Origin of the sequence: Streptomyces sp. NPDC052682 (genome assembly GCF_040678435.1) — a bacterium.
Classification (GTDB): Bacteria; Actinomycetota; Actinomycetes; order Streptomycetales; family Streptomycetaceae; genus Streptomyces.
Genome location: NZ_JBFATS010000020.1, coordinates 45,655 through 62,247 on the forward strand (window position 1 = coordinate 45,655; position 16,593 = coordinate 62,247).

The following is a 16,593-nucleotide window of genomic DNA, read 5'->3' on the forward strand; positions in this document are numbered from 1 at the left end:
GACATGACTTCCAGCGCACGACCCGAGCTGTCGGGCAAGGTCGCCCTGATCACCGGCGCCAGCCGCGGCATCGGCTACGGCGTCGCCGAGGCCCTCGTGGCGCGGGGCGACCGGGTGTGCCTCACCGGCCGGGGCGAGGACGCCCTGAAGGAGGCCGTCGAGAGGCTCGGCGCCGACCGGGCCGTCTACGTCGCGGGCAAGGCCCACGACGAGGCGCATCAGGCCCTCGCCGTCGAACGCACGATGGAGGCCTTCGGCCGCGTCGACTTCCTGGTCAACAACGCGGGCACGAACCCGGTGTTCGGGCCGATCGCGGACCTCGACCTGGACGTGGCGCGCAAGGTGTTCGAGACCAACGTGGTCTCGGCCCTCGGCTTCGCCCAGAAGACCTGGCACGCCTGGCAGAAGGACCACGGCGGCGCGATCGTCAACATCGCCTCCGTGGCAGGGCTGTCGGCCTCGCCGTTCATCGGCGCGTACGGCATCAGCAAGGCCGCGATGATCAACCTCACGGTGCAGCTCGCCCACGAGTTCGCGCCCAGGGTGCGGGTCAACGCGATCGCGCCGGCGGTGGTGAAGACCAAGTTCGCCCAGGCCCTGTACGAGGGCCGGGAGGCGGAGGCCGCCGCGGCCTACCCCCTGGGCCGCCTCGGCGTACCCGCCGACATCGGCGGCGCCGCCGCGTTCCTCACGTCGGAGCAGTCCGACTGGGTCACCGGGCAGACGCTGGTGGTCGACGGGGGCATCTTCCTCAACGCCGGCGTGGGCTGACGCGCGGGGGTGTCCCGGACGGCGTGTGCGGCGCGGCTGGGCCGGGCGCGACGACCGGTGGCGCCGCCTCGCCTGTCCGGCTACCGCCGTACGGGCCGGGCGCCGGGTTCGGGTGCTGTCGCCCAGCGCGGTGGTCCACGACGTACTCGGTGGCGTTCGCGGCGGGCGGGCCTGCCGGCCGGATCGTCCGCAGTACGGGGCGGCCCGGCTCCGGCCCGGCAGTTGGGGCGGGCCTGGTCCGCGTGTGTCGGGTGCGCGCCGCCGGCGGGGATGGTGGGGCGCGAGGCGTCCCGGGGGTGACGCGGGGGCGGCTGGGCCGGGCGTGTGCGGCGTGTGGGCCCGGGCCTGACGACCGGTGGTGCTGCCTCGCCTGTCCGGCTACCGCCGTACGGGCCGGGCGCCGGGTTCGGGTGCTGCCGTCCGGCCTGCTGGGCCGGCTTCTCCTCGGTTGCGGCGGTGACGGCGGGCGGGCCTGCCGGCCGGATCGTCCGCGGTACGGGCGCGGCCCGGCTGCGGCCCGGCAGTCGGGGGGCTGGCCCGGGCCGGGTGGGACGGACGTGGTGCCGCCTTGTCTGCCTGGAAGCCGCCGTGCGGCGGGGGGCGACGTACTCGGTGGCGGTCGTGACGGGCGTGGGCGAGCCCGGGCCGTGTGTGTCGGGTGTCCGCCGCGCGGGCGCCGCGCGAGGGCGCTCGGGAAGGGCTGACAACGTCGTCAGCGTGTGCCCGGTCTCAAGAAACGTACGGGGAGGACCGTAGGGCGGGACGCTGCGGTATGGTCTGCCGACCCTTGGTATGGCAGATCGAGGAGCGTGCGCGTGTTCAACCGGAACCGATGCCTGCGGCGGGTGGCGGCCATCGCGTCCATATCGTCCCTGGTCGCCGGGTGCGGCGTCCTGTCGTCCGACGCCTCGGACGACGAGGGGCCGATCGTCCTGGGCACCACCAGTGCCCCGAGCACGCTGGATCCTGCCGCCTCCTGGGACAGCTCCTGGGAGTTGTTCCGCAACATCTACCAGACGCTGCTGAGCTACCCGGTCGGGGCGACCACGCCCCAGCCCGACGCCGCCGAGCAGTGCGGCTTCTCCGACAGCTCGAACCAGGTCTACCGCTGTGAGCTGCGCGAGGGCCTGACGTTCTCCAACGGCGACAAGCTCGACGCGCAGGCGGTCAAGTACTCCATCGACCGGATCCGGAAGATCAACGTCAACGGCGGTCCGGCCGGTCTCCTGGGCAGCCTCGAACGGGTCCAGGCACCCAGCGAGCACGAGGTCGTCTTCCGCCTGAACAAGCCGGACGCCACCTTCCCCTTCGTGCTCGCCACGCCCGCCATGTCGATCGTGAACCCGGGCTCCTACCCGGCGGACGCGGTCCGCGAGGGCGACGGCATCGTCGGCTCGGGCCCGTACACGCTGAAGTCGTACGAGGAAGGCGAGAAGGCCGAACTCGTCAAGAACGACCGCTACAAGGGCGACGCGGAGCTCAAGAACACCGCGGTGACCGTCCGCTACTTCCACGACTCCGCCGCGATGGTCAGGGCCCTGCGGGACAAGGAGATCGACCTGACCTACCGCGGTCTGGCCGCGGAGGACGTCATCGGCCTCCAGGGCAAGCGGTCCAAGGACGAGGAGATCCAGCTCGTCGAGGGCACCGGCACCGACATCAACTACCTGGTGTTCAACCCGAAGGACCCGTGGGCGGGCAAGAAGGCGGTGCGCCAGGCCATCGCCCAGGTCGTCGACCGCGCGGCGATCGCCCACAAGGTCTACAAGGACACCGTGGACCCGCTGTACTCGATGGTCCCCAAGGGCCTGACGGGACACACCACGGGCTTCTTCGACGACTACGGCAACCCCAGCGTCTCCAAGGCCCGCAAGATCCTCGCCGACGCCGGCATCACCCAGCGCGTCCCGCTCACCCTCTGGTACACCACCGACCGCTACGGCTCGGAGACCGCCCTGGAGTTCCAGGAGCTGAAGCGCCAGCTCGAGCAGTCGGGCCTGTTCCGCGTGACCCTCAAGAGCCGCCCCTGGAAGACGTACGTGGCCGGCTACCAGAAGGGCGAGTACCCGGTGTTCGGCCGCGGCTGGTTCCCGGACTTCCCCGACGCCGACAACTTCATCGCCCCGTTCGTCGGCGAGCAGAACGCCCTCGGCACGCCCTACCCGGCACCGCAGATCACCGGCGACCTGCTGCCCCGCTCGCGCCGTGAGAGCGACCGCGGGAACGTGGTGAAGGAGTTCGAGCAGGCCCAGCGGATCCTGGTGGACGACGCACGGCTGCTGCCCCTGTGGCAGGGCCGGCAGTACGTGGCCGCCAGCCGGGACATCTCGGGCGCGGAGCAGGCGCTGGACCCCTCGACCATCATGATGATGTGGCAGCTGTCCCGGAAGACCAGCTGGTAGGCCGGGCGGCACCGGCCGCCGGGCCGGTTGTCAGTGGTCGCCTGTAGGTTCTGTGGCCCGGAAGTGACCACACACGTGAGGACGTTGACGTGACCGACATCGCCATGCTGCCCGAGTCCTGGCGCGGGGTTCTGGGCGACGAGCTGCAGCAGCCCTACTTCAAGGAGCTGACCGAGTTCGTCGAGGAGGAGCGGGCGAAGGGTCCCGTCTACCCGCCGCGCGAGGAGGTCTTCGCGGCCCTGGAGGCGACGCCGTACGAGCAGGTCAAGGTCCTGATTCTCGGCCAGGACCCCTACCACGGCGAGGGTCAGGGCCACGGCCTGTGCTTCTCGGTGCGGCCCGGGGTGAAGATCCCGCCGTCCCTGCGGAACATCTACAAGGAGATGCACGAGGAGCTGGGCACGCCCATCCCCGACAACGGTTATCTGATGCCGTGGGCCCGGCAGGGCGTGCTGCTGCTCAACGCGGTGCTCACGGTCCGGGGCGGCGAGGCGAACTCGCACAAGGGCCGGGGCTGGGAGAAGTTCACCGACGCGGTGATCCGCGCGGTGGCCGAGCGGCCCGACCCGGCGGTGTTCGTGCTGTGGGGCAACTACGCGCAGAAGAAGCTGCCGCTGATCGACGAGACACGGCACGCGGTCGTCAAGGGCGCGCACCCCTCGCCGCTGTCGGCGAAGAAGTTCTTCGGCTCCCGGCCGTTCACGCAGATCAACGAGGCGGTGGCCCGGCAGGGGCACACGCCGATCGACTGGACCATCCCGAACCTGGGCTGAACCACCGCCGGGCCGATCCCGCACCGCGTTGCACCGGCCCGGCCCGGCGCCGCCTGAGCCGGTTGGCCGGTGCCTGCCGTTAGCGTCGGGACCGACGGTCCGCGCGCGTGCGGTGCACGGAGGGTACGGAGGGTGCGGTGGCGGAGCGACAGGAGCAGGCGGCGCCGGATGCCGTGCTGACGCGGATCGGGCAGGTCGTGCTGCTGCATCACGCCGGGGACCGGGAGGAGGCCCGGCGCCGCTTCCTGGACCTGTGGGCGGAGATCGGTGAGCACGGCGATCCCCTGCACCGGTGCACGCTGGCCCACTACCTGGCCGGCACACAGGACGACCCGGGCGACGCACTGGCGTGGGACCTGCGGGCGTTGGCGGCCGCGGAGGAGGCCGGCGGCGACCGGCCGCGGGTCGGGGCCTCGCCCGCCGTGCGCGCGCTGTACCCGTCCCTGCACCTGAACCTGGCGGCGGACTACGCCGGACTCGGCCGCCGCGACGCCGCCCGCGCCCATGTGCGCCGGGCCCGCGCGACGGCCGGCGCACTGCCCGACGACCGGTACGGGCAGGGCGTACGGGCCGCGATCCAGGAGCTGGAGCGGCGGTTGGACGCGGGCGGGGGCGGGGGCGAGTACAGGGGCAGAGGCACGTGGGGGCCACCGAGGCAACGGCCGTAGGGAGGCCGGGCGGGGGCGGGCCGCGTTCGACGCCCGCCCCGCCCGCAACAGGCCTCCGTCAGACCTCGTCACCGCAGTGTGCTGCGCTCACCGGCCGTACGTCTGCCGGCAGATCCTCGCTTCGGGGCTGTCGGGGCGCCACCCTCCGTACTTCCTGCCCAGGGCGCACACGTCCGCGTGCTCGGGGAGGTGGCGCTGGACATCGCGGCGTACCGGTTCCGGGACGGCGGGGATCTGGGCCCGCGGCTGCCTCGGGTGCGTGCGCCCGGCGTCGGGTGTGCGGGGTGTCGGGTGTGCTGTCCGGGGGCCGCGGCCCTGGTGTTGCGACGGCCGGTGCCACGTCGGTGCGGGCTCCGCCCGAGGGGTGCGGCCGGGGGTGGGCGCGGTCGGCTCGGAGGGCCGGGGCGGGCCGATGCGTGCCAGGGCCTCCCGGGCCGGGGCCTGCACGACGCGCGTCTCCCGCCGGCCGTCCGTGCGCGGGGCGGGCGGCTGGGACGGCGCCGCCGACGGGCCGGGAGCGGCGGGACGCGGCACCGTCGTACAGCCCGCGAGGGCCGAGACCGCCACGGTCACGAGGAGTGTTGCTGTGGTCGTCGTTCGATGCACCCGCGCCACTCTGCTGGCTCCCGGTCCGGGCAGCGCGGCGGACGGGCGCGGAATGCCCCGCACGGGTGATCTCCGGCCCCGTACGAGGGGCCTGACGGGGCCGGGGCTGACGTCACTCGCCGGTGGCGCCGTCGATGCGCTCGCGGATCAGGTCGGCGTGGCCGTTGTGCCGGGCGTACTCCTCGATCATGTGGGTGTAGATCCAGCGCAGGTTGTAGCGCTCGCCGGTGTGCCGGTGCCGGCCCTTCGAGATGTCGTCCAGGCCGAAGCGGGCCGCGATGCTCCGGGCGGCCTCGATCTCGGCCTGCCAGGTGGTGTGCGCCTCCTGCCAGGTGTCCTTCCCGGTGAGGTGGAACTCGCCGTCCAGGTCCTCCTCACCGTAGAAGAGCGGCGGTGCGTCCTCGCCCGCGAGCACCCGGCGGAACCAGCTGCGTTCCACGTCCGCCATGTGCCGGACGAGCCCCATCAGGGACAGGTCGGAGGGCTCCGCGGAGGCGGTCCTGAGCTGCTCGTCGCTCAGCCCCTCGCACTTCCACGCCAAGGTCTGCCGGTGGAACTCCAGCCACCCCTCCAGCATGGTGCGTTCGTCGGCGGTCGGGTCGGGCCTACGGCGTTCGATCGTCATACCGTCATCCTTTCCCCGTGATCCCGGCGGCACCAGGAGTTTTTCCCCGGCCGCGCATCCCCTCCAGCAGCTCCCGCAGACTCGCCCGGATGTCCTCCAGGCCCGGCGTCCGTGTGCTGAACCCCCCGGCCACGCAGGAGAACATCAGCCCGTCCGCCCAGGCCACCAGGGACAGCACGTGCCGGTCGGGGGCGGTGGAGCCCATCGCGGTGACCAGCCCGGCCAACTGCTCGCGGAAGCGGGCGCCCGCCGCGTCGAAGTAGGCCCGCAGCTCCGGGCGGCGCGTCGCCTCCAGGGCCAACTCGTAGCGGGCCAGCGTCAGGTCCCGGTGGCGGGTCAGGGCCCGGTGCGTCGCCAGGGCCAGCGCGTCCACGAGGGGCCCGAGCCCGGCCCGCGGGTCCGGCATCTCGTGCAGCGCGAGAACCCGCGCCTCCCGGTCGGCCAGCCGCCGCACCGCCAGCTCCAGCAGTGCCTGCCGGGTCCGCGCCAGGTTGGAGGTGGAGCCCTGCGGCAGCCCCGCCGCCTCGTCCACCGCCCGGTGGGTGAGCCCGCGCATCCCGCGCTCGGCGAGCAGGGCTAGGGCGGTGTCGGCGACGAGGTCGGCGCGGGAGGCGCCTGAGGTGCGTACGGACATGGCGTCCAACCTATCCTCCGGACTACAGCTGTAGTAGGGTCGAGAAGCACTACAGGCGTAGTCGACATGGAGGGGGAGTCATGGCACAGTCCAGGCGGGTGGTCGTGGTCGGCGGCGGGATCGGAGGCCTGACCGCGGCGGTCGCCCTGCACCAGCGCGGCTGCCAGGTCACCGTGCTGGAACGGGCCCGCTCACTGGAGCCGGTCGGCGCCGGTATCGCCCTCGCGCCCAACTCCCTGCGGGCGCTGGACGTCATCGGCCTCGGCGACGAGATCCGGCAGCTCGCCGCCTGGCAGGGCGACGGCGGACTGCGCACCCCGGGCGGACGCTGGCTCTCCCGCTCCAACGCCGCCGCAGCCGCCGAACGCTTCGGCGGGCCCCTCGTCCTGCTCCACCGGGCCACGCTCATCCGCATCCTGGCCGACCGGCTCCCCGCGGGCACGGTCCGCACCGCCGCCGACGCGAGGCTCGACGACCCCGGCGACGCCCGCCGGCCCGCCCGCGTGACCACCCGCGACGACGCGTGGGAGGCCGACCTGGTGGTGGCCGCCGACGGCATCCACTCCGCCGTACGCCCGGTGCTGTTCCCGGACCACCCCGGAGCCGTCTACGCGGGCTTCACCACATGGCGGGTGGTGCTTCCGCTGCCCGGCGTCACGTTCGCGTCCCACGAGACGTGGGGGCAGGGCCGCATCTGGGGCACACACCCGCTCGGGGACGGCCGGGTCTACGCGTACGCCGCCGCCGTCGGGCCCGCCGGCGAGCGCGCGCCCGACGACGAACGGGCCGAGCTGCTGCGCCGCTTCGGGGACTGGCACGCACCGATCCCCGCCGTCCTGGCCGCCGCGCGCCCCGGCGACGTCCTGCGGCACGACGTCCACCACATCGCCACGCCCCTGCCCGCCTTCCACCACGGCAGGGTCGCCCTGCTCGGCGACGCCGCGCACGCCATGCCGCCGACCCTGGGGCAGGGCGGCAACCAGGCCGTCGAGGACGCGATCGTCCTCGCCCACCACTGCGACGACCTCCCCGCCTACACCGCCGCCCGGCTGCCCCGGACGACCGCCGTGGCCCGCCAGTCCGTGAAGGTCGCCCGGCTCAACCTCATGACCGGCCGGGCGGGAACCGTCGTACGCGACGCCGTGCTCGCCGCCCTGTCGAAGGCCGGGCCCGCGCTGTTCCTGCGGAGCTTCGACGGGATCGCCGACTGGCGGCCGCCGCAGCCGCCGTATGCTTCCCGGCACACCCCGGCAGGCAAATCCGTAGAGGAGAAAACCCCGTGAAGGTCGGCTGCATCGGACTCGGCGACATCGCGCGGAAGGCCTACCTCCCGGTCCTCGCCTTCCAGCCCGGGGTGGAACTGCACCTGCACACCCGCACCCCGGCCACACTCACCCAGGTCGCCGACAGCCTGCACCTGGCGGACGACCGGCGGCACACCACGCTGGACGCCCTGCTCGCGCAGGACCTCGACGCGGCCTTCGTGCACGCGCCGACGACCGCGCACCCGCAGATCGTGACCCGGCTGCTTCAGGCGGGCGTGCCGACGTACGTCGACAAGCCGCTCGCCTACGCACTCGCCGACTCCGAGCGGCTGGTGGAGCTCGCCGAGCAGCGGGGCGTGAGCCTCGCCGTCGGCTTCAACCGGCGCCACGCCCCCGGGTACGTCCAGTGCGCCGACCATCCGCGCGAGCTGATCCTGATGCAGAAGAACCGGATCGGGCTGCCGGAGGAGCCCCGCACGATGATCCTCGACGACTTCATCCACGTCGTCGACACGCTGCGCTTCCTGGTGCCCGGGCCGATCGACGACGTCACCGTGCGGGCCCGGACCGAGGGCGGCCTGCTGCATCACGTGGTGCTCCAGCTCGCCGGGGCGGACTTCACCGCGCTCGGGGTGATGAACCGGCTCAGCGGCTCCGCCGAGGAGATCCTCGAGGTGTCCGGGCAGGACACCAAGCGGCAGGTGGTCAACCTCGCCGAGGTGATCGACCACAAGGGGCAGCCGACCGTGCGGCGGCGCGGGGACTGGGTGCCGGTGGCCCGGCAGCGCGGCATCGAGCAGGCGGTCCTGGCCTTCCTGGACGCGGTGCGGGCGGGCAGGGTGCTCAGCGCCCGGGACGCGCTGGCGACCCATGAGCTGTGCGAGCGGGTGGTACGAGCGGTTCAGGAGCGGGCCGCTTGAGCCGCAGTGTCCGTACGGCCTCGGCGACGGCCCAGGCGGCGAGGACCAGCAGCGCCGCGTGCGGCGTCCAGTCGCCGAAGCGGACGTACGGCGTGGTGCCGTGCGCGAGCGGGACCTCGAACACGTGCGTGGTGCTCGCGTCGGTGCCGAGCCACGGGCCGATCCGCTGCCCGCCGGGCCCGTAGACCGCCGAGACGCCGGTCAGGGTCGCGTGCACCATCGGGCGGCCGGTCTCGGCGGCGCGCAGCGCGGCGAGCGAGGCGTGCTGCTCAGGCGCCCAGCTCTGCTGGAACGACGACGTCGACGACTGGCCGACCAGGACGTCGGCCCCGTCCCTGGTCAGGTGACGGGTCATGTCCGGGAAGGCCGTCTCGAAGCACACCATGGGGCCGATGCGCAGCCCGTTCCCCACGTCCATCACCTTCTGTGCGGAGCCGCGCCTGCGGTCCTCGGCCGCCGCCTCGCCGACCGAGGTCGCCCAGCCGAGCAGGGAACGGGCCGGGATGTACTCGCCGAACGGCACCAGCCGCATCTTGTCGTAGCGGTCGCCCGTCAGGCCGTCGGGGCCGACCAGGATCGAACTCTTGTAGATGCCGGGCTTGTCCGAGCGCCGGGCGTCGACGTTGACCAGGACGTCGGCGCCCGTCCCGCGCGCCAGCGCCGCGAGCCGCTTCGCCAGGTCGGGCCGGGCGGTGAGGTCGAAGCCGACACTGCTCTCGCCCCAGACGATCAGGTCCACGTCCTGCCCGGCGAGCCGCCGGGTGAGCTGTTCCTCGCGGGCGAAGCGGCGGCCGCCGCTGTCCTCTCCCTCGATCACGCCGGGTTGCACGACGGCGATCCGGACCCGTCCGTCGGTCTCCGGGCGCGGTGACCACACCCATGCCGCCGACGTCAGGGCGGCGGTGGCGAGCAGCCCGGCCACGGCGGGGACACGGGCCCGCGGAAGGGCCACGAGCACGGCGAGTACGGCATTGACGGCCACCACCAGGAAGCTGATCAGCCACACCCCGCCCACCGAGGCCAGCCGCAGCGCCGGGCCGACCTGCCACTGGCTCGCGCCGAGCACGCCCCACGGGCCGCCGAGGCCCTGCCAGGAGCGCACCAGCTCCACCGCCAGCCAGCCCGACGGCAACACCACCAGCGCGGCCGCGACCCGGCCCCGGGAGGGCAGGCCGCCCAGCAGCCGGCGCACCAGCCAGCCCCACGGCGCCCACAGCGCACCCAGCAGCGCGGCGATGACGAACGTGAACACGTGCAGGTTCGGCAGCAGCCAGTGGTGCATCGCCAGCATGAAGCCGGCCCCGCCCCACCAGCCGTCGTACGCCGCCCGTTTGCCGGTCGGCGCGGCGCGGATCAGCAGGATCCAGGGGACCAGGGCGGCGTAGGCCCACCACCACAGGGACGGGGCGGGAAAGGCCAGGACGGGCAGGGCGCCCGCGACCGCGGCGACGGCCGAGCGCCGCCGCGGGGAGGTGAGCCAGTGGCCGAGCGTCTTCATAGGCGGCTCCCTACCCCGTGGTGCCTCCAGTGTGCGTCCCCACGGCGATCCGGAACAGAACGCCTCGGTTCCGTGCGGACAGGCGGGGGCGAACCGGATGTACCGGCACAGTTGATCACACCTGCCGCCGTGGTCCCGGCAACCCCGGCGATATTCGCTGGCCGTGGCCGTCCGCCGGGCCGAGTCTGGGGTCATGAACGAACAGGACGAACCCCGGTTCCGGATCCGGGCCCGCCACACCGACACCACGCTCACCGTCTACCAGGCCTACCGCCCGGAGATCGGCCTCGCCGCGGCCCGTACCGGCCGCTTCCCGTCGGCCTGGAAGCGCGACCGCATGACGTGGATCAAACCGTCGTTCCTGTGGATGATGTACCGCAGCGGCTGGGGCCGGAAGGAAGGCCAGGAGACGGTGCTGGCGATCGAGATCAGCCACGAGGGATTCCGGTGGGCGCTGCGCCACGCGTGTCTGTCCCACCACGTCCCCGCCCTGCACGGCGACCGGGCCTCCTGGCAGCGGCAGGTGCGGCAGGCCCCGGTGCGGGTGCAGTGGGACCCGGAGCGGGATCTGCGCCTGGAGCCGCTGCCGTACCGCTCGCTGCAGATGGGCCTCGCGGGGGAGGCGGCGGCCCGCTACGCGGACGAGTGGATCGTCGGCGTCGAGGACGTCACGCCTCTGGCCACGCAGGTCCACGCGCATGTGCGGGCGGGCGAACTCGACCGTGCGGCAGCGCTGTTGCCCGAGGAACGGCCCTATCCCCTCGACGACGAGGCACTCGCGCATCTGCGGGCCCCTGCGGGAGGCGCCGGGTGAAACGGCTCGTCACGGTGGTCACGGGCGGCAGCCGGGGCATCGGCGCCGCCACCTGTCTGCGCCTGGCCGCGGACGGACACGACGTGGTGGTGAACTACGTCCGCGACGCGCCGGCCGCTCAGGCGGTGGCCGACGGGGTGCGCAAGGCCGGGGCGCGCGCTGTGACCGTACGGGGTGACACCTCGGTCGAGGCGGACGTCGAGCGGCTCTTCGAGACGGCCGAGCGGGAACTGGGGCCGGTGACGGGGCTGGTGAACAACGCGGCGGTGACCGGGCCGCTGGGCCGGCTCGCCGACACCGCCCCCGCGACCCTGCGCCGGGTGATCGACGTCAATCTCCTCGGCACGCTGCTGTGTGCGCGCCGGGCGGCGCAGCTGATGGCCGCGCGGGGCAGCGGAGTGATCGTGAACGTGTCGTCGGCCGCGGCGACGCTCGGCAGCCCGGGCGAGTACGTGCACTACGCGGCGACCAAGGCCGCCGTGGACGCCCTCACCCTGGGCCTGGCCAAGGAGCTCGGCCCGGACGGCGTCCGCGTCAACGCGGTCGCGCCCGGTCTGATCGATACGGAGATGCACGCGACGATGGGGGATCCCGACCGGGCCCGGCGGGGGGCCGGTACGGTCCCGTTGCGCCGGCCGGGACAGGCCGAGGAGATCGCCGCTGCCATCGCGTGGCTGATGTCACCGGAGGCCTCGTACACGACGGGGGCGGTGCTGCGGGTGTCGGGCGGCCGCTGAGGTACGTGGGGGCGGCTGGAGTTCTTGGCGGCGGGGGTGGGGGCCGGTCATTGCCGGGGGTGTGGCTGCCCGGGCGGGCTGCCCGGGGAGTGCCGGGTTCAGTTGGCTGTCGTGGGTGCGCCGCGGGTTCAGGCGAGGGGCCGTGAGGGCTGGGGGCAGGCCGGCTGCCGCGGGCGTTGCCGGGCTCTGCCGGGTGCGCCCCGCGTGCAGACGGGCTGCCCTGTGGGTCGGAGCCCCGGCCGGATGCCGTGACGGCGGGGCTCAGGGTCGGCTGCCGTAAGGCGGAGTCTAGGTCGGGCTCTTTAGGCCGCTTCCACGACCTCGCTGCGGATCGCGGCCGCCCACTCGACCACCAGCAGCTCGTACTCCTCGCGCTCCTGGGCCGACAGGGACCCGCCCGCGCGCCGCCACAGGGCGCGGATCTGCTCGTTCACCTCGGCTGAAGACCGCACGGAACCAGGGGTCACGGAATCGGGGGACATGCGAACAAGCCTACGGGCAAGCGCTGACCGTGCGCTACCGGACAGCTACACGACCGGTATGGGTTTGGTCACGGCCCGCCGGTCAGCCCGCCGACTCCGCCGCGTGCGGGCTGAGGACGCCCATGAAGACGAGGGCGATGATCACGATGCCGAGGGCGATGCGGTACCAGACGAACGGCATGAAGCTCTTGGTGGAGATGAACTTCATGAACCACGCGATCACGGCGTATCCGGTGCCGAACGCGATGACCGTCGCGAAGATCGTCGGGCCCCAGGACACGTGGTCGCTCTCCATCGCGTCCTTCAGCTCGAACAGGCCGGAGGCCAGCACCGCGGGGATGGCGAGCAGGAAGGAGTAGCGGGCCGCGGCCTCCCGGCGGTAGCCCATGAACAGGCCGCCGCTGATGGTCGCGCCCGAGCGGGAGACGCCCGGGATGAGGGCCATCGCCTGGCAGACGCCGTAGATCAGGCCGTCCCGGACGCCCAGGTCCTCCAGGCCCTTGCGCTGCTTGGGCGCGCGGTGCCGGCCGCCGCTCTCGTCGCGGGCCGCGAGCCGGTCGGCGATGCCGAGGACGATGCCCATGCCGATCAGCATGGTGGCGGTGATGCGCAGGTCGCGGAACGGCCCCTCGATCTGGTCCTTCAGCGTCACGCCGAGGACACCGATCGGGATGGAGCCGACGATGACCAGCCAGCCCATCCGGGCGTCGGGGTCCTTGCGCATCGCCTTGTTCGCCAGCGAGCGCGTCCACGCCGAGATGATCCGCCCGATGTCCTTGCGGAAGTAGATCAGCACGGCGGCCTCCGTACCGATCTGGGTGATCGCCGTGAAGGCGGCGCCCGGGTCCTTCCAGCCCGAGAAGGCGGCCGTCAGCCTCAGGTGCGCGCTGGAGGAGACGGGGAGGAACTCGGTCAGTCCCTGGACGAGTCCGAGGATGAGGGATTCAAACCAAGACATGTGAGGTAACCGAGTCCAAGTGCCGATCGGGGGACGGGCGATGGGCGCACCGTGCCGCCAACTGCGGTGATCTGGGGATCAGGTGTGCCGAGGGGGAAGCGTAGCGCCCCGCGGTGACGGCTCTGACACAGGGGCCGGGAAGTGCGGCTCCGCAGCGGCTTCAGGCCGCCGTCGGACCCGCCACCGTCCAGCCCGGGGCCTGCGGGTGCGCCCTGAGGTCCTCGTGGCGCACCGTCTCGCCGCAGGCCTGGCAGGTGACGACCGGGACGAGGTCGTTGCCGCAGGAGTGCTCGATCACCATCGGCCGGTCGCCGTCCGTGCGCAGATGCCGGTCCCCCCACGCCATGAGGGTCATCAGGACCGGCTCCAGCTCCAGCCCCGCCCGCGTCGGCAGGTACTCGAAGCGCTGCGGCCGCTCGCTGTAGGGCCGCTTGGTCAGGATCCCCGCGTCCACGAGCCGCCGCAGTCGCGTGGCCAGGATGTCGCGGGGCGCGCCGATGTTGCGCACCAGCTGGTCGAAGCGGCCGTTGCCGAGGCACACCTCGCGCAGCACGAGCAGGGAGTACTTCTCGCCCACCAGGGCCAGCGTGTCGGCGATGGAGCAGGGGCGCGGGTCTTTGGAGGCGGCCATGCGGCCAGTGTAGGAGAGGGTTGGATTTTCCAACCCTCGGGGTTATGGTGGGTCCAGATTTCCTACTCACCGGTAATCGCCCTGGCGGACCGGTCCTCGCCCCCGGCGGCCAAGGAGGCCCGCATGCGTGACGCAGTCATCGTCGAAGCCGTACGCACCCCCATCGGCAAGGGCAAGCCGAACGGCTCGCTCGCGCACATCCACCCCGTGGAGCTGCTCGCCCACACCCTGCGCACCCTGGTCGAGCGCTCCGGCGTCGACCCGGCCCTGGTCGACGACGTCATCGGCGGCACCGTCGACCAGGTCGGCGAGCAGGCCATGAACACCACCCGGTACGCCGTCCTCTCGGCGGGCTTCCCCGAGTCGGTGCCCGCGACGACGGTGGACCGCCAGTGCGGGTCCTCCCAGCAGGCCGTGCACTTCGCCGCCCAGGGCGTCATCTCGGGCGCGTACGACCTCGTCGTCGCCTGCGGCGTGGAGTCGATGAGCCGGGTGCCGATGTGGTCCAACGTGCCGGAGGGCAAGGACCCCTTCGGCCCCGGCGTCGCCGCGCGCTACCCGGAGGGCCTGGTTCCGCAGGGCATCAGCGCCGAGCTCATCGCCGCGAAGTACTCGCTCACGCGCGAGCGGATGGACGCCTTCGCGGTGTCCTCGCACCACAAGGCCGCCGCGGCCTGGCAGGCCGGGCTGTTCGACGCGGAGGTCGCGCCGCTGGACGGCGTCGCGCGCGACGAGTGCGTACGGCCGGGCAGCACGCCCGAGATCCTGGCCGGCCTCAAGCCCGCCTACTACGACCCGGGCTTCGCCGAGCGGTTCCCGCAGATCGAGTGGAACGTCACCGCCGGCAACGCCAGCCCGATCAACGACGGTGCCTCCGCCGTGCTCATCACCTCGACCGAGACCGCGCAGCGCCTCGGGCTGCGGCCGCTGGCCCGGCTGCACAGCTTCGCCGTCACGGGCTCCGACCCCCTGCTCATGCTGACGGGTGTCATCCCGGCCACCGACAAGGTGCTGCGCAGGGCGGGCCTGACCCTGGACGACATCGACCTGTTCGAGGTCAACGAGGCGTTCGCGGCGGTCGTCCTGGCCTGGCAGCAGGAGACCGGCGCGGATCTCGCCAAGGTCAACGTGCACGGCGGCGCGATCGCCATCGGCCACCCGCTCGGGGCGAGCGGCACCCGGCTGACGACCACGCTCGTCCACGCGATGCGCGAGCGGGGCGCCCGCTATGCCCTCCAGACGATGTGCGAGGCGGGCGGCCTCGCCAACGCCACGATCCTGGAAGCGCTCTGATCTATCGAGGATGGGTGGCGGTCCGGCCGGTGGCCGGCTCACCGACGGGGTCTGGTCGGCCGGGCGCCCGGCGGGGATGGCCGTCCGGCCGATGCCTACCGGCCGTCTCACCCGTGCGTGGCCGAGCGGACGGGGCGTCGGGTGTCCGGACCGGCGGGCTAGGGCGGGTGATCGGCCCGGGTCGTGTGGCCGGTGCGCCGGTCTTCTGGCCATCGCGCGGTGGCCGGCTCACCGACGCGGTCTGGTCGGCCGGGCGGCCAGCGGGGATGGCCGTCCGGCCGGTGCCTACCGGCCGTCTCACCCGTGCGTGGCTGGGCGGACGGGGCGTCGGGTGTCCGGACCGGCGGGCTTGGGCGGGTGACCGGCCCGGTCGTGTGGCCGGTGCGCCGGCCTTCTGGCCATCGCGCGGTGGCCGGCTCGCCGACGGGGTCTGGTCGGCCGGGCGCCCGACGGGGGATGGGCTGTCCGGTCGACGCGCACCGGCCGTCTCACCCGTGCGTGGTCGGGTGGACGGGGGCGTCGGGTGTTGGCCGCCCGGCCCGTGGGACCGGCCCTGGTCGTCTGGCCGAGGTGTAGGGCCGTCCTGGTCAGCGTGACGGGGGCCCGGCCGATGCAGGGTCCCCCCGGCGACGTACCAACCGTCTGACGACGAGACCCGACTGGCCGTCTCACCGACACCCGGCCCGGCACCCCCGGGCCGCCCTCGGGCCCGGGCCCTCACGCCTCCGCGTGACCGCCCCTCAGCGGGCGCGCAGCTGGTGGCGTTTGCGCCAGGCCAGCACCACGCCGGCCAGTGCGGGCAGGGCGATGCAGGCCAGGGCGACGAGGAAGGCCGGAGAGGTCGGCGCCGAGGCGCGGGCGCCGGCGACGACGTAGGCGGCGGTGTTGGGGACCGACCCGAGGGCCGTCGCCAGCAGGAACGGCAGCAGGCCCATGCGGGAGACGGCCGCGCAGTAGTTCGCGGCCCAGAACGGCACACCCGGGAACAGCCGCACCGCCAGCATCGAGCGGAAGCCGTGCCGGCTGAGCTGACTGTCCGCCGCCTTCAGCCAGCGGCCCCGCAGCAGCGGGCGCAGAGCCTCCTGCCCCAGCGCCCGCCCGAGGCAGAACGCGATGCCCGCGCCGAGCACCGTGCCCGCCAGCGCCGCGCCGACACCGACCTGGGAACCGAACAGCGCGCCCGCCGCGAGGTTCAGCAACGGCCGCGGTACGAACGCCACGGTGCACACCCCGTACGCCCCCGCGAACACCAGCGCCGCCGCGGCACCGCCGAGCTGCGGCGGCCAGCCGTCCGTCAGCAGTCTCTGCGGCTCGAACAGCAGCATCGTGGCAGCGGCGGCGAGCAGCAGCGAGACGAGCAGGGACAGCCGCGACCACGGCGACAGCAGGACTCTGGTGCACCGGGCGGTCAGCCCGGCGGGTGCCGTGACGACGGCCACGTCGGGGGGAGCGGCCGGGGGAGCGGCCGTGGCGGTGCCGCCAGAGCGGGTGGTGGCATCGAGCATCCGGTGACACT

At 73.5% G+C, this 16,593-nt stretch carries 16 protein-coding genes; 9 read left to right on the top strand and 7 right to left on the bottom strand.

What is annotated here, in order from left to right; translation table 11 throughout:
* Positions 1 to 3: 3 nt before the first annotated feature.
* The 4 genes from AB0K80_RS27840 (at position 4) to AB0K80_RS27855 (ending at position 4,614) form a co-directional block, all read left to right on the top strand.
* Complete coding sequence (locus AB0K80_RS27840; protein ID WP_365674244.1) at positions 4 to 771, top strand: SDR family oxidoreductase; 768 nt, start codon at positions 4 to 6, stop codon at positions 769 to 771.
* 815 nt (positions 772 to 1,586) lie between these two features.
* The gene (locus AB0K80_RS27845; RefSeq protein ID WP_365674246.1) at positions 1,587 to 3,173 is read left to right on the top strand and encodes an ABC transporter substrate-binding protein; all 1,587 of its coding nucleotides are present in this window, start codon (positions 1,587 to 1,589) and stop codon (positions 3,171 to 3,173) included.
* 89 nt (positions 3,174 to 3,262) lie between these two features.
* Entirely contained in the window at positions 3,263 to 3,946 is a 684-nt protein-coding gene (ung, locus tag AB0K80_RS27850) for a uracil-DNA glycosylase (RefSeq protein ID WP_365674248.1), read from the top strand.
* A 137-nt stretch (positions 3,947 to 4,083) separates the two neighbouring features.
* Positions 4,084 to 4,614: a hypothetical protein gene (locus AB0K80_RS27855; RefSeq protein ID WP_365674250.1), complete on the top strand. Its 531-nt coding sequence runs from the start codon at positions 4,084 to 4,086 to the stop codon at positions 4,612 to 4,614.
* 718 nt (positions 4,615 to 5,332) lie between these two features.
* On the opposite strand, the gene AB0K80_RS27860 is transcribed toward AB0K80_RS27855, so the two are convergent.
* Together AB0K80_RS27860 and AB0K80_RS27865 are read right to left on the bottom strand one after the other, a co-directional pair.
* Positions 5,333 to 5,845, bottom strand: coding sequence for a DinB family protein (locus AB0K80_RS27860; RefSeq protein WP_365674253.1), 513 nt, complete (start codon positions 5,843 to 5,845; stop codon positions 5,333 to 5,335).
* Between the two features lie 4 nt (positions 5,846 to 5,849).
* Positions 5,850 to 6,479 carry a TetR/AcrR family transcriptional regulator gene (locus AB0K80_RS27865; protein WP_365674254.1) on the bottom strand — a complete coding sequence of 210 codons (630 nt, stop codon included), beginning with the start codon at positions 6,477 to 6,479 and terminating at the stop codon, positions 5,850 to 5,852.
* Positions 6,480 to 6,559: 80 nt separating this feature from the next.
* Between AB0K80_RS27865 and AB0K80_RS27870 the strand changes: the two genes are divergently transcribed.
* The gene (locus AB0K80_RS27870) at positions 6,560 to 7,762 is read left to right on the top strand and encodes an FAD-dependent monooxygenase (RefSeq protein ID WP_365674256.1); all 1,203 of its coding nucleotides are present in this window, start codon (positions 6,560 to 6,562) and stop codon (positions 7,760 to 7,762) included.
* On the top strand, positions 7,759 to 8,664 hold the full coding sequence (locus tag AB0K80_RS27875; RefSeq protein WP_365674257.1) for a Gfo/Idh/MocA family oxidoreductase: 906 nt from the start codon (positions 7,759 to 7,761) through the stop codon (positions 8,662 to 8,664). The genes AB0K80_RS27870 and AB0K80_RS27875 overlap by 4 nt, the downstream gene beginning before the upstream one ends.
* Here AB0K80_RS27875 and lnt read toward each other — a convergent pair.
* Positions 8,588 to 10,162, bottom strand: coding sequence for an apolipoprotein N-acyltransferase (gene lnt, locus AB0K80_RS27880; protein WP_365674259.1), 1,575 nt, complete (start codon positions 10,160 to 10,162; stop codon positions 8,588 to 8,590). The two genes, AB0K80_RS27875 and lnt, sit on opposite strands and share 77 nt — an antisense overlap.
* A 193-nt stretch (positions 10,163 to 10,355) precedes the next feature.
* Here lnt and AB0K80_RS27885 point away from each other — a divergent pair, with 193 nt between their 5' ends.
* Together AB0K80_RS27885 and AB0K80_RS27890 are read left to right on the top strand one after the other, a co-directional pair.
* Entirely contained in the window at positions 10,356 to 10,976 is a 621-nt protein-coding gene (locus AB0K80_RS27885) for a DUF4291 domain-containing protein (RefSeq protein WP_365674261.1), read from the top strand.
* A complete protein-coding gene (locus tag AB0K80_RS27890; protein WP_365674263.1) occupies positions 10,973 to 11,713 on the top strand; it encodes an SDR family oxidoreductase in 741 nt (246 codons plus the stop codon). Before AB0K80_RS27885 ends, AB0K80_RS27890 begins: the two co-directional genes overlap by 4 nt.
* 302 nt (positions 11,714 to 12,015) lie before the next feature.
* Here the strand turns inward: AB0K80_RS27890 and AB0K80_RS27895 are convergent, their stop codons facing one another.
* From AB0K80_RS27895 to AB0K80_RS27905, 3 genes are all read right to left on the bottom strand, one after another.
* Positions 12,016 to 12,195, bottom strand: a complete 180-nt coding sequence (locus AB0K80_RS27895) for a hypothetical protein (RefSeq protein ID WP_365674265.1) — start codon at positions 12,193 to 12,195, stop codon at positions 12,016 to 12,018.
* Positions 12,196 to 12,277: 82 nt separating this feature from the next.
* Entirely contained in the window at positions 12,278 to 13,153 is an 876-nt protein-coding gene (locus tag AB0K80_RS27900; RefSeq protein WP_365674267.1) for an undecaprenyl-diphosphate phosphatase, read from the bottom strand.
* Positions 13,154 to 13,313: 160 nt separating this feature from the next.
* Entirely contained in the window at positions 13,314 to 13,784 is a 471-nt protein-coding gene (locus AB0K80_RS27905) for a helix-turn-helix domain-containing protein (protein WP_365674269.1), read from the bottom strand.
* A gap of 123 nt (positions 13,785 to 13,907) precedes the next feature.
* Between AB0K80_RS27905 and AB0K80_RS27910 the strand changes: the two genes are divergently transcribed.
* The gene (locus tag AB0K80_RS27910; RefSeq protein WP_365674271.1) at positions 13,908 to 15,077 is read left to right on the top strand and encodes a thiolase family protein; all 1,170 of its coding nucleotides are present in this window, start codon (positions 13,908 to 13,910) and stop codon (positions 15,075 to 15,077) included.
* Between the two features lie 740 nt (positions 15,078 to 15,817).
* Here the strand turns inward: AB0K80_RS27910 and AB0K80_RS27915 are convergent.
* Entirely contained in the window at positions 15,818 to 16,582 is a 765-nt protein-coding gene (locus tag AB0K80_RS27915; protein ID WP_365674273.1) for a TVP38/TMEM64 family protein, read from the bottom strand.
* Between the last annotated feature and the right edge of the window lie 11 nt (positions 16,583 to 16,593).

Coding starts and splice junctions, on each gene's coding strand:
- AB0K80_RS27840 (WP_365674244.1), top strand. CDS start 4: ATGACTTCCAGCGCACGACCCGAGCTGTCGGGCAAGGTCGCCCTGATC.
- AB0K80_RS27860 (WP_365674253.1), bottom strand. CDS start 5,845: ATGACGATCGAACGCCGTAGGCCCGACCCGACCGCCGACGAACGCACC.
- AB0K80_RS27865 (WP_365674254.1), bottom strand. CDS start 6,479: ATGTCCGTACGCACCTCAGGCGCCTCCCGCGCCGACCTCGTCGCCGAC.
- AB0K80_RS27870 (WP_365674256.1), top strand. CDS start 6,560: ATGGCACAGTCCAGGCGGGTGGTCGTGGTCGGCGGCGGGATCGGAGGC.
- lnt (WP_365674259.1), bottom strand. CDS start 10,162: ATGAAGACGCTCGGCCACTGGCTCACCTCCCCGCGGCGGCGCTCGGCC.
- AB0K80_RS27885 (WP_365674261.1), top strand. CDS start 10,356: ATGAACGAACAGGACGAACCCCGGTTCCGGATCCGGGCCCGCCACACC.
- AB0K80_RS27895 (WP_365674265.1), bottom strand. CDS start 12,195: ATGTCCCCCGATTCCGTGACCCCTGGTTCCGTGCGGTCTTCAGCCGAG.
- AB0K80_RS27900 (WP_365674267.1), bottom strand. CDS start 13,153: ATGTCTTGGTTTGAATCCCTCATCCTCGGACTCGTCCAGGGACTGACC.
- AB0K80_RS27905 (WP_365674269.1), bottom strand. CDS start 13,784: ATGGCCGCCTCCAAAGACCCGCGCCCCTGCTCCATCGCCGACACGCTG.
- AB0K80_RS27910 (WP_365674271.1), top strand. CDS start 13,908: ATGCGTGACGCAGTCATCGTCGAAGCCGTACGCACCCCCATCGGCAAG.
- AB0K80_RS27915 (WP_365674273.1), bottom strand. CDS start 16,582: ATGCTCGATGCCACCACCCGCTCTGGCGGCACCGCCACGGCCGCTCCC.